A 12,145-nucleotide genomic window follows, 5' to 3' on the forward strand; every position below is an offset into this window, starting at 1 on the left:
GCCTCGGCCGGAACCCGTAGCTGCTCGAGGTGTTGTCAGTTGGCCCGGACTCCTGCGGCCTTGGCGGCCTCGGAATCCGCGACGACGGTACCTCCGGCCGCGTCGACGGTGAGTGCGCCGGTCATGATGGCGACGACTTCGGCCATGGAATGGTCGGAGGGCTTGATCACGGCGGCCCGCCGACCGAGGCGGTGGACGTGGATCCGGTCGGCGATCTCGAAGACGTGGGGCATGTTGTGGCTGATCAGGACGACCGGCATGCCCTTGTCGCGGACGCGGCGGATGAGGTCGAGGACCTGGCCGGACTCCTTGACGCCGAGGGCGGCGGTGGGCTCGTCCATGACGACGACCGAGCGGGCCCAGGCCACGGACCGGGCTACGGCGACGGCCTGCCGCTGTCCTCCGGAGAGAGTCTCCACCGACTGGGTCAGGGAGCGCAGCCCGATCTTCAGATCGGCCATGTGCTCGGCGGCCTCCTGCCGCATCCGCTTCTTGTCCAGCATGCGGAAGACGCTGCCGAGGACGCCGGGGCGGCGCAGTTCCCGACCGAGGAACATGTTCGAGGCAATGTCCATCGAGGCGGCCACGGCGAGATCCTGGTACACCGTCTCGATGCCGTGGGCGCGTGCGCTCTGCGGACCGGAGAAGGTGATGGGCTCTCCGTTGAGCCGGATCTCGCCGGCGTCCGGCGCCACCGCGCCGGTGAGCGCCTTGATCAGGCTCGTCTTGCCGGCGCCGTTGTCGCCGATCACGGCGAGGACTTCGCCGGGCAGCAGATCGAAGTCGGCGCCGTCGATGGCGGTGACATGGCCGTAGCGCTTGACCAGGCCGCGGGCCTGCAGGACGGGGGTGGGGGAGTCCGAGGTGGTCATCGGGCCTTCTTCCGTGAGAGCTGGTCGACGGTCACCGCGAGGATCACCAGCACACCGGTGATCAGGGTCTGGTAGATGGAGGCCACGCCCATCAACTGCAGCCCGTTGCGGAAGACACCGACGATGAGCACACCGATGAACGTACCGAGGACCGAGCCCCGGCCGCCGAACAGACTGGTCCCGCCGAGGACAACGGCGGTGATGCTGTCGAGGTTGTCGGTCTGGCCGGCCTGCGGGTCGCCGACCCCGGTGCGCGAGATGAGCAGCAGGGCCGCGACGCCGTACAGCAGACCCGCCACGGTGTAGATGCCGATGGTGAGCCGGGAGGTGCGGATGCCGTTCAGCCGGGCGGCCTCCTGGCTGTTGCCCAGCGCGTACACGTGCCGACCCCAGCCGGTGCCGCTCAAGGCGTAGGCCAGCAGGAGGAACAGGGCGATGGTGACCAGGGAGCCGTAGGTGATGTCCGTGTGGCCGAGCGGGAAGGTCTCCCCGAGGGCGGTCAGCGGCGCAGGCAGGTTGGTGACCGTCTGCTCCTCGGAGTAGATGTGGGTCAGCGCGAACGCCACGTTGAGCATGCCGAGGGTGACGATGAACGGGGGCAGCGGGATCTTCTGCACGAGCAGTCCGTTCAGCAGCCCGAAGCCGCCGCACACCACCAGGCCCAGCGCGATCGCGAGCAGAGGGGGCAGGGAACCCTCGGCCGCCATCTTCGCGATCACGATGCTGCCGAACGCCATCACGGCACCGCACGACAGGTCGATGCCGGCGGTGAGGATGATCAGGGTCTGTCCGATGGCGAGGGTGCCGACCACCATGACCTGCTGCACGATCAGCGAGAAGTTCCCGCCGGTGAGGAACTGGTCGGTCGAGAACGAGAAGAAGACGCAGGCCAGCAGCAAGGCTGCCAGTGGGCCGGTGGTCGGTTGCGTGAGCAGTCTGCGGGCCGTGGTCGGTCCCTTGAGCTCGGCGTACGGCGTCGAGGTGGAGGGTGGCGTGGACGTGGCAGTCATGCGAAGTCCTTGTCGGAAGGCAGAAGTCCTTGTCGGCCCCCGCTGGGGGGACAGGGAGGCGAGGGGGCGGCCGTCCCGGGTCGGGGGGTGGGTCCGGCCGCCCCGCTGAGCGGAAGGCGGGTCGCGGGACCGGCGGGCGGCTCAGCCCCAGCAGTTCTCGAGGCCGAAGGCGGTGTCCTTGGAGTCGACCCCGGTCTGCGCCTTGTCGGTGATCAGGGTGACGCCGGTGTCGGTGTAACCGGACGCCTTCTTGCCGTCCTTGGCGTACGTCACCACGGCCTTGACGCCCTCGGCGGCCATCTTCAGCGGGTACTGCTGTGAGGTCGCGGCGATCTTGCCGTCCTTGACCGCCTGGGTGCCGGTGCAGCCGCCGTCGACGGAGACGATCAGGACGTCCTTCTCCCGGCCCTTGGCCTTCAGCGCGGTGTACGCGCCGAGGGCGGCCGGCTCGTTGATGGTGTAGACGACGTTGATGTCCGGCTCCTTCTGGAGGCAGTTCTCCATCGCCGTCTGGCCCTTGGCCTGGTCACCGCCGGTGTCCTGGGCGCAGACCACGTCCTTGTCGGTGGCGCCGAAGCCCTTGAGGAAACCGTTGTGCCGCTGGACGCCGACGGAGACGCCCGGCGCGAGGTCGAGGGCGGCTATCTTCGCGCTCTTGCCCGCCATGGCCGCCTTGGCGTACTCGCCGATCAGCTGCCCGGCCTTGAGGTTGTCGGTGGCGAAGAGGGCGTCGACCGCGCTCTCCGGCTCGGTCGGTGTGTCCAGCGCGATGACCAGCACGCCCTTGGCCTTGGCCTTTTCGATCGCGGGGACGATGGCCTTGGAATCGCTCGGGGTGATCAGGATGCCCTTGACCCCGGCGGCGACCATGTTCTCGATCGCGGTGACCTGCCCGGCGTTGTCGCCGTCGAACTTGCCGGCCGCGGTCATCAGCTTGACGCCCTCGGACTTCGCGGCCTTCTCCGCGCCCTCCTTCATCTTCACGAAGAACGGGTTGGTGTCCGTCTTGGTGATCAGACCGACCTTGACGTCGCCCGAGCCCGATCCGGAACTCGCGGAGTCCGAGCCGGAGCCGGAGCCGCAGGCCGTCAGGGTCAGGGCCGCGACGCCGGTGATGGCAGCGGCTCTGAGGAGCGAGGAGGACAGGCGCGTGGTGCGAGACATGAACGACTCCTGTGGATAGCGGGCGGCACAGGGCAGGGTGCGGGCATGCCGCCCCCGGTGTCACCGTTGACTTATGTCATCGTTGACACTGCATGGCGAGGATGATGGACTCCGTCTCCCGGCAACGTCAATGCCTTCCACCCGTCACAAATCGGCAACGCCCCCCGGGTCTCCAGCCGTGCGGTCGGCCGGGGCAGGCGTGCGCCCCGCCCAGTCCGCCCGTACCGCTCCGAGAGAAGAGCTGCCCATGAGCCCGCGCCAGATCACCGTTCTGGGAGAGTGCGTCGCCGACGCCTTCACTGAGCCCGCAAGCGCCTCGAACGAACTCGCTCTGCGGGTGCTGCCGGGCGGCGGACCCGCGAACACGGCGGTGGCTCTGGCCCGCCTCGGTACCCGGGCCCGCTTCCTCGCGCGTCTGTCCGGCGATGTGTTCGGCCGCCTGTTCCGCGCCCACCTCGAGGCCTCGGGCGTCGACCTCTCGGATGCCGTCGCGGCAACCGAGCCCAGCACGCTGGCCGTGGCCGAACTGGACGCCCACGGGCAGGCCGCGTTCTCCTTCCACGCACAGAACACTGCCGACTGGCAGTGGACTCCGCACGAACTGGCGGGAGTTGATCTGTCCGGCACATCCTGCCTGCACACCGGCTCACTGGCCCTGGTCAGGGAGCCCGGCGCGGCTGCGGTGGAGGACTTTCTGGCAGGGGCCTCGGCCGAGGCCACCATCAGTATCGATCCCAATGTCCGGCCCCTGCTGGTGCACCCGGACGTCTACCGAGCCCGGCTGCACCACTGGTGCTCCCTCGCCGACATCCTGCGTCTCAGCGAGGACGACCTGCACCTTCTCCTGCCGGGCGCCGGCCCGGAGGAGGCGTGCGACCTGTGGCATGCGGCCGGGGCGCGGCTGGTCGTGATCACGCGCGGTGCCGATGGCGCTTTGGCCTCGCTCGACGGCGAGCGCGTGGCGGTGCCCGCGGTGGCGACGCGGGTCGTCGACACGGTGGGGGCGGGGGACTCCTTCACCGCCGGACTGCTGCACCACCTCGGTGCCCGCGGACTTCTCGGCGGCCGGCTCGCCGCGCTGCGTGTGGAAGAGGTCGCGGAAGCCGGCCGGTTCGCCGCCCGGGTAGCCGCTCTGACCTGCTCGGTCGTCGGCCCGAATCCGCCGTGGCACGACCAGTTGGCACAGCTCGCGACAGCCGATCACGTCTGACCGGCAGACGGTCCGCGCCGGGCAATCCCGTCCGAACCGTTGACGCGTCGGCCGGATGACGCTCATCATCGGGCCACTCGATGTCAGCGTTGACACAAGTCATCGCTGACACCCTCTGGTCGGCGGTGTGGACGCCGTCGCGGACCAGGGCGTCACATTCTCGGGCCGCCCACCGCAGGCTGTGCTGCGTGGACGGCCGCAGCCCAGGAGACACCATGAGCTCTGGACGTGTACCCCGGCATGCCCGCGTGCGGATGACCGCTGCGGCGGCGGCCGTCTGCGCCCTGTCCGCCGCCCTGCTCACCCCTCAGGCCGCCGCAGCCGACGCCCCGCCGTACTCCGAGACCTATCGTCCCCAGTTCCACTTCACTCCGGAGAAGAACTGGATGAACGACCCCAACGGCCTCGTGTACTACAAAGGCGAATACCACCTCTTCTACCAGTACAACCCCAATGGCAGCTCCTGGGGCGACATGTCCTGGGGACACGCGGTGAGCACGGACCTCGTCCACTGGCAACAGCTGCCGCTCGCCCTGTCGCACGACGACGAGGAGATGGTCTTCTCCGGCAGTGCCGTCGTCGACGAGAACAACACCACCGGTTTCGGCACCGCGAAGAACCCGCCCATGGTGGCGATCTACACCAGTCACAACAAGTCCACCGGCATCCAGTCACAGTCGCTCGCCTACAGCACCGACCGCGGCCGCACCTGGACCAAATACCAGGGCAATCCCGTCATCGACATCGGCTCGAGAGACTTCCGCGACCCCAAGGTCCAGTGGTACGAGCCGACCAAGAGCTGGCTGATGACGGTGTCACTGTCCGCCGAGCACAAGGTGCGGTTCTACTCCTCCAAGAACCTCAAGGACTGGACACAGCTCAGCGAGTTCGGCCCGGCCGGCGCGACGGGTGGCGTCTGGGAGTGCCCCGATCTGTTCCCCCTCGCCGTCGACGGGGACACGAACGACATCAAGTGGGTCCTGGTCGTCAACATCAACCCCGGCGGCGTCGCGGGCGGTTCAGCCGCCCAGTACTTCATCGGAGACTTCGACGGCACCAAGTTCACCGCCGAGGACAACGGCACCTACACCCCGCCCGCCGGGACCGTCGTGCAGGACTTCGAGGGCATCGGTTTCGGTTCGTGGACGGCCACGGGCACCGCGTTCGGCCCGGGACCAACAGCCGGGACGCTCGACGGACAGCAGACCGTCGCCGGCTTCGACGGCAAGGGCCTCGCCAACAGCTTCCACTCCGGGGACGCCACCACCGGCACCCTCACGTCGCCCTCCTTCACCGTCGACAGCCCTTACCTGAACTTCAAGATCGGCGGCGGCCGGCACCCGCACCAGCCCGGGAAGATTCTCGCCGACTTCGAGGGCGGCACCTACGGCGCCTGGACGACGACCGGCGACGCCTTGGGCCCGGCACCGGCCACCGGCACCCTCCCCGGCCAGCAGCAGGTCTCCGGCTTCCAGGGCGGCGGACTGATCAACACCTTCGTGAACGGCGACGCCGGCACCGGCACCCTCACCTCACCCGAGTTCACCATCGACAAGCGATACGTCAACTTCCTCATCGGCGGCGGCAACCACCCCGCCGGCTCCGCCAACCCCACCGCCCTCGAACTCCTCGTCGACGGCCAGGTCGTCCGCAGCACCACCGGGAAGGACGCCGAGGCTCTCGAGACGGCCACCTGGGACGTCAGCGACCTCGCCGGCAAAAAGGCGCGGATCAGGGTGGTCGACGACAACACGGGCGGCTGGGGCCACATCAACGCCGACCAGATCGTGCTGTCCGACACCCAGGCCCGGCCCGGCTCCCAGGAGACGTCCGTCAATCTGATCGTCGACGGCCAGGTCGTCCGCAGCGCGACCGGCTCCGACAGCGAGATGCTGGACTGGACCTCCTTCAACATGCGCCCCTACCTCGGCAAGAAGGCACAGATCCAGCTCGTCGACATGAACACCGGCGGCTGGGGCCACATCCTCGCCGACCAGTTCACCGCAGCCGACTCTCCCGCCCTCTCCGTCCTGCAGCGCGCCCACTGGGCCGACCACGGCAAGGACTACTACGCCGCCGTCTCCTGGGAGAACGCCCCCGGCGGCAAGCGGTACATGATCGGCTGGATGAACAACTGGGACTACGCCGGCGCCATCCCCACCTCCCCCTGGCGCGGAGCACAGAGCGTCCCCCGCCAGATGGCGCTGCGCACCGTCGACGGCCGCGTCCGGTTGACCAGCGAGCCGGTCAACAGCGTGACGTCCCTGCGTCAGCCCTCCCCGGCGACCGCGACCGCCGGCATCGTGACGAACACGTCGAAGGCACTGGCCGGTCCCGCCGCCAACGGCAAGGCGCTCGACATCGAGGCCACCTTCTCCCCCGGGGACGCCGAACGCTTCGGGCTCAAAGTACGCACCGGCACGGCAGGCGAGGAGACCGTCATCGGCTACGACACCACGACCCAGGAGCTGTACGTCGACCGTACCCACTCCGGCGCCGTGGAATTCAACCGCACCTTCCCCGGTATCCAGACCGCGCCTCTGAAGGCGGCGAACGGCAAGATCAAAATGCGAATCCTCGTCGACTGGTCGTCCGTCGAGGTCTTCGGCGGCGACGGCGAAGCGGTGATCACCGACCAGATCTTCCCCGACCCCGCCAGCCAGGGAGTCCAAGTCTTCGCCGAGAACGGCTCGGTGAACCTGAACAAGGCCACCGTCTGGCACCTCGGCTCCACCCACGACTGACGCAACGGCCACACGCCACGACAGCCATCACACAAGGACACGACACCGTGAAGAAAACCCTCCTTGCAGAGTTCACCGCCCGCGAAGGAACACAGGACGAGGTCGCCCGCCTGATCGGGGACTACGCCCGCAAGGTCCGCGAGGAAGAAGGCAACCTCACCTTCGACGTCTACACCAGGGCAGCCAACCCACTCGCCTACTGGATCTTCGAGGTCTACCGCGACGAGGACGCCTTCCAGGCACACCTGAAAGCCCCCTACGGCCCCCCGTTCAACACCGCACTCACCCCGCTCATCGAGGAGGACGCCTCCGTCCTGACCTTCCTGAATCCCACGGCGTGACCGCGGCCCGGCACATGCGAAGTGCCGGGCCGGCACCGTTCTGCCGCGGTGTCGGGAGGCTGATGGCAGGAACCGTCCATCGAGCGGCGGCCGAGCTCTGCGGCGCACTGCGCACGGGGGGCCGGCTGCCACGGCGGCCCATCCGGTGGCTGCTTCGCCGGAGACGCCGAGGGCCTCGCTGAGGACAGTGGGGGGCATCTGAGCTGCAAGGTCCATCAGCGTGCCGTTCCGTCCGCGCCGGGAGGGCGGCGGTTCTCGTAGTGCTTGAAGGTAGGTTGTCCGGTTCCCAGTCTTGCGGTTCGCCGCCGCTGCGGTGTGCTGGTGGACGTGGGTGAGCGGCCGCCGTACCCGAGCGACCTGTCGGATCAAGCCCGGGAGTTGATCCGGCCGGTCATCACCGCATGGAAAGCTCGCCATCCTTCGGTCAGCGGGCACACGGGACATTACGAGATGCGGGAGATCATAGGCAGCCCGCCGACGCGACAACCCACCTCGATGACCTCTCGGGCTCAGGGTCTGCTCTCGATACGCGCTCCGGGTGAGAGGCCCGAGGGAACTCGCCGGAGGCGAGCGGCGAAGGAGGGATGAAAGCCCAAGCCTTCCCAGCATGTTCCCTTGAACGACAGGAGCCCCGATGACCGTCGAGCCAGGCGTCCGCACGGGGGCGGAGAGCGATGCCTCGGTGATTGCGCGGTCCCGGGACGAGCCCGAAGCATTCGCCGTGCTCTTCGACCGCTACGCGGACGAGGTACATCGCTATCTGGCCCGCAGGCTCGGTGGCGAGCCGGCCGACGACCTCATGGCGGAGACCTTCACCACCGCTTTTCAGCTCCGGCACCGGTACAACCCCTCGCTGGCGACCAGCGACGGCGCCCGGCCCTGGCTGTTCGGTATAGCGACCAACATGGTCGGCCGACACCGGCGGGCCGAGGGCCGCCGCTTCAAAGCCATGGCCCGCATCCCGGCCCCGGCCGACCACGAGGAGCCGCTGGCCGACCGTGCCGCGGCCCGGGTGGGGGCACAGGCCGTACGGCGCGAGCTGGCGGCGGCACTGGCCGCCCTGCCCGCACGGCACCGGGACGTGCTGCTGCTGGTGGCGTGGGGCGGTCTCGGCTACGAGGAGGTGGCCCAGGCCCTGGGCATACCCATCGGCACGGTCAGATCACGGCTGCACCGGGCTCGCAGCAAGCTACGCGAAGCGTTGGGCGGATCCGATCCCACGACAATGCGAGAGGTACCCGGCCATGACTGACGAACTCGAACTCCTGCGGGACTGGGACGCGGACGCTGCTCCGCTCACCGACTCGGCCCGAGCGAAGGCCCGCTACCGACTCCGCAACGCGATGGCGCGCGCGCAGCACCCCGGCGCGGTCCCCAGCCGTCGCCACGCGCTCCGCCTGGCGACGGCCGCGGCGGTCGCCGTGGCGGCTACGGGAACGGCGGTACTGATCACTGAGGGCGGCACCGACAAGGGCGATCGCCCCGGCCGTGCCGACCGCGTGCCGGGCACGGCGACCCCGAGGATGGGCAACGTCAGCGCCGTGACCGTGCTGACCGGGGCGGCAGCGCGGACGGGCGCGTACGAGAAGCCCGTGGCGCCGCGCGGCGACCAGTTCATCTACTCGAAGCGGATCATCCAGGAGACGGAACGCAAGACCGGCGCGGTCAAGACCTACGAGGACGTGAGCTGGGACTCGGTGGACGGCTCCAAGCGCTCCTTGACCATGGAACTCGGCCGGGTGATCTGGGAGGAGCCCTTGAAGGAGGGCGAGAGCGTGTGGCCGCCTCGGGAGTGGGGCAAGCTGAAGAAGCTGCCCACCGACCCGGAGAAACTCATTCCGTACATCGCCCACGGCGGACCGTCCAGCGGGTCGATCGGTGACTTCACCGCACAGGAATGGTTCCACGCCTACTTCATGCTCGGTGAGCTCCTGAAATGGCCGGTGCTGCCCCAGGGGCTGCGTCCCGCCGCGTACAAGGCGCTGGCCCTGGTGCCCGGTGTCGAGGCGGTTCCGGGAGTGAAGGACTCCGCCGGGCGCACCGGGGTGGGGATCTCCTACCCCGAGAGCCCGTTCGCAGAGGGCAAGTACCTCATCTTCGACCCGGATTCCTATGAGTTCCTGGGCTTCCGCGACGAACGGACCTCGGCGTCCGGCGACAAGACGTACATCCAGCTGTCACACGTGGTGGAGTGGGCGATCGTCGACCGGATGAAGCAGCGCGCGTAGCCCCACTGTTTCGTTCGCGCGGCCGCTATCGAATAGGGAAGCGTGGCTCTGCCGGCCTTCGCCGACCAGCTTCTGTTCCGCGCGGGACGGGCTGGAGTGCTGCCATGGCGCAACAGCGCACGACGGGGCCAGATATCAGCGACCGGGTTCGAGCAGTTGCACGGGAGTCTTTCGCCGGGCAAGCAGAACGAGTTGAAGGAGCGGCAGTCGGCACTGGTCCTGTTGCCGAAGGGAGGGAGGAACCGTCCGCTTGATCGCCCTTCGATAGGCTCACCCGGCGTGATCGATCTGCACACGGGGGGTTGGGATGGACGCAGCGACAGCCGGTCTAGTCGGAGCGCTCGGCGGCGCGATAGTCGGCGCGGGCGGCGCCTGGGGCGCGGCACGCATCGCCCTCGAAGGCGCCATGTACCAGGCGGACAAGCAGGCATCCAGTGCGTACGAACAATGGCTCCGGCAGGTCCGACGCGAGGTCTGCACCACCTTCCTCAATGAAGCTCGCGCCCTTGTCGACGGCATGGGGGACCTCGCGTTGCGCGCCTCCACCATCGACTCTTCTGTCACCGACGAGGAACGCCAGGGCTCCCGAGAACGGTTCAGCAGCGCGATTCTGCGGCTCGAAAAGAAGGCTCTGGACATGGCTTTGGAGTCGCCGCCCGACATGGGCGCCCTCGCCCGAGGTGCGGTGTGGCACATCAAGGAGCTGAACCGGGCGCTCGCCCGGACCGCTCATGGGAATGGGTTTGCGCAGGCGGCGAACGTGTACCAGCGACTCGACGACCTGACCGAGAAGGCTGCCGCCCTTCTCCAGCAACCTGCCCCCGGCGGCCCGGCAGTGCGGCCCGGCCGTCTGCCGCCGAGCCGCCTCTTTCGCAGACGACGCAGGGCTCTGGCCCCGCGGCCTGACGATGAGTGAGTCCTTCCCGCCCGGCGACGCGGGGGTGCTTCGTCCTGGTGGCGCGCTTGCCGCCCTCTGCGGGCCCGGCGGTGCGCGCGGGCGTTCCTGGAGCGGGTAGTCCGCTCCAGGAAGTTCGTGGCTCGCCGACGATCCACCGACGCCGCGTCCTGTTGTTCGACTCGGCTGGATGGGCCTATCGGAAGGACCTCAGGCGCAGGCTGTTGGTGACGACGAACACTGAGGAGAAGGCCATCGCGGCGCCGGCGATCATGGGGTTGAGCAGGCCTGCGGCGGCGAGTGGCAGGGCGGCGACGTTGTAGCCGAAGGCCCAGAAGAGGTTGCCCTTGATGGTGGCGAGGGTCCTTCGGGAGAGGCGGATCGCGTCCGCGGCCACCCGCAGGTCGCTGCGTACGAGGGTGAGGTCGCCCGCCTCGATCGCCGCGTCGGTGCCGGAGCCCATGGCCAGTCCGAGGTCGGCGGTGGCGAGGGCAGGCGCGTCGTTGACGCAGTCCCCGACCATCGCGACCGTACGGCCTTCTTGCTGCAGCCGTTTGACGACGGCCACTTTGTCCTTGGGGAGGACCTCTGCGATCACCTCGTCGATGCCGACGGCCCTGGCCACGGACTCGGCGACGAGCCGGTTGTCTCCGGTCAGCAGGACCGGCCGGAGCCCGAGCCGGCGCAGTTCGGCCACTGCCTCGGCGCTGGTCTCCTTGATCGCGTCGGCGACGGTGAGGACACCGCGCGCCTCGCCGTCCCAGGCGACGGCAACCGCGGTACGCCCCTCTGCCTCCGCCGCGGCCTTGGCCTCGGCAAGGTCGTAGGGCAGCTCGATGGCCCACTCCTGCAGAAGCCTCTCGCGGCCGACCAGTACCGCGTGCCCGTCGATGACGCCCTGGACGCCGAGGCCGGCGATGTTCTCGAAGCTCTCCGGCACGGGCACACTGCCGGTCTGCTGGGCGGCGCCGACGGCGATGGCCCGGGCGATGGGGTGTTCCGAGGCGTGCTCCAACGCGCCTGCCAGTCGCAGCAGTTCGCTCTTGTCGACGCCGGGTGCGGTGAAGACGTCCTGGAGTTGCATGCGGCCCGTGGTCACGGTGCCGGTCTTGTCGAGGACGACGGTGTCGACGCGGCGGGTGGACTCCAGGACCTCGGGTCCCTTGATGAGGATGCCGAGCTGGGCGCCGCGGCCGGTGCCGACCATGAGGGCGGTGGGGGTGGCCAGGCCGAGCGCGCAGGGGCAGGCGATGATCAGCACGGCCACGGCGGCCGTGAAGGCAGCGGCCACGTCACCCGTGACGCCGAGCCAGGTGCCGAGAGTGGCCGCGGCGATCAGCAGGACGACCGGCACGAAGATCCCGGAGATGCGGTCGGCGAGCCGCTGCACCTCGGCCTTGCCGTTCTGCGCGTCCTCCACCAGCTTGTTGGTCGGGCCCTTGACGTCGGCGTCCTTGACGTAGCTGTTGCCGAACACCGACAGGTTGTAGTCGCCGGTGGTGGGGACGGAGACGGGGAAGGAGATCACCGTGGTCGAGTCGGTGCGCAGGCCTCCGACGTCCTTGTTGCCCGAGGTGGCGTGCTTGCCGACGTTGCCGGTCGTGCCTTCGGTGTTGATGTTGTAGCCGCTGCCGCTGTCGCGCCGGGTGTCAGTGCCGCCACCGCTGCCGCTGCCGTTGCT

10 protein-coding genes and 1 pseudogene are annotated in these 12,145 nt (G+C 69.0%); 7 read left to right on the top strand and 4 right to left on the bottom strand.

Translation table 11 applies throughout. The features are described 5' to 3' along the window. Window positions 1-35 precede the first annotated feature (35 nt). From QF030_RS39800 to QF030_RS39810, 3 genes are all read right to left on the bottom strand, one after another. Complete coding sequence (locus tag QF030_RS39800) at window positions 36-872, bottom strand: ATP-binding cassette domain-containing protein (RefSeq protein WP_307167434.1); 837 nt, start codon at window positions 870-872, stop codon at window positions 36-38. Beyond that, window positions 869-1,882, bottom strand: a complete 1,014-nt coding sequence (locus QF030_RS39805) for an ABC transporter permease (RefSeq protein WP_307167435.1) — start codon at window positions 1,880-1,882, stop codon at window positions 869-871. The genes QF030_RS39800 and QF030_RS39805 overlap by 4 nt, the downstream gene beginning before the upstream one ends. A 141-nt stretch (window positions 1,883-2,023) precedes the next feature. Next, a complete protein-coding gene (locus tag QF030_RS39810; RefSeq protein WP_307167436.1) occupies window positions 2,024-3,046 on the bottom strand; it encodes a sugar ABC transporter substrate-binding protein in 1,023 nt (340 codons plus the stop codon). A 247-nt stretch (window positions 3,047-3,293) separates the two neighbouring features. On the opposite strand from QF030_RS39810, the gene QF030_RS39815 reads away from it, so the two are divergent. The 7 genes and pseudogenes from QF030_RS39815 (at window position 3,294) to QF030_RS39845 (ending at window position 10,485) form a co-directional block, all read left to right on the top strand. Beyond that, window positions 3,294-4,256, top strand: coding sequence for a carbohydrate kinase family protein (locus QF030_RS39815; protein WP_307167437.1), 963 nt, complete (start codon window positions 3,294-3,296; stop codon window positions 4,254-4,256). Window positions 4,257-4,471: 215 nt separating this feature from the next. Then, a complete protein-coding gene (locus tag QF030_RS39820) occupies window positions 4,472-7,000 on the top strand; it encodes a GH32 C-terminal domain-containing protein (RefSeq protein WP_307167438.1) in 2,529 nt (842 codons plus the stop codon). A gap of 47 nt (window positions 7,001-7,047) precedes the next feature. Then, the gene (locus QF030_RS39825) at window positions 7,048-7,341 is read left to right on the top strand and encodes a putative quinol monooxygenase (RefSeq protein ID WP_307167439.1); all 294 of its coding nucleotides are present in this window, start codon (window positions 7,048-7,050) and stop codon (window positions 7,339-7,341) included. Between the two features lie 634 nt (window positions 7,342-7,975). After that, entirely contained in the window at window positions 7,976-8,593 is a 618-nt protein-coding gene (locus QF030_RS39835; protein ID WP_307167440.1) for an RNA polymerase sigma factor, read from the top strand. Beyond that, window positions 8,586-9,569 carry a CU044_5270 family protein gene (locus QF030_RS39840; RefSeq protein ID WP_307167441.1) on the top strand — a complete coding sequence of 328 codons (984 nt, stop codon included), beginning with the start codon at window positions 8,586-8,588 and terminating at the stop codon, window positions 9,567-9,569. Before QF030_RS39835 ends, QF030_RS39840 begins: the two co-directional genes overlap by 8 nt. A 42-nt stretch (window positions 9,570-9,611) precedes the next feature. Next, window positions 9,612-9,791 (top strand): annotated as a pseudogene (locus tag QF030_RS40730) (DUF6191 domain-containing protein); the annotation flags it as partial. A gap of 85 nt (window positions 9,792-9,876) precedes the next feature. Next, a complete protein-coding gene (locus QF030_RS39845; RefSeq protein WP_307167867.1) occupies window positions 9,877-10,485 on the top strand; it encodes a hypothetical protein in 609 nt (202 codons plus the stop codon). Window positions 10,486-10,660: 175 nt separating this feature from the next. Here the strand turns inward: QF030_RS39845 and QF030_RS39850 are convergent. After that, a partial coding sequence (locus QF030_RS39850; RefSeq protein WP_307167442.1) for a heavy metal translocating P-type ATPase occupies window positions 10,661-12,145 on the bottom strand: 1,485 nt, incomplete at its 5' end.

The organism is Streptomyces rishiriensis (assembly GCF_030815485.1).
Taxonomy (GTDB): Bacteria; Actinomycetota; Actinomycetes; order Streptomycetales; family Streptomycetaceae; genus Streptomyces; species Streptomyces rishiriensis_A.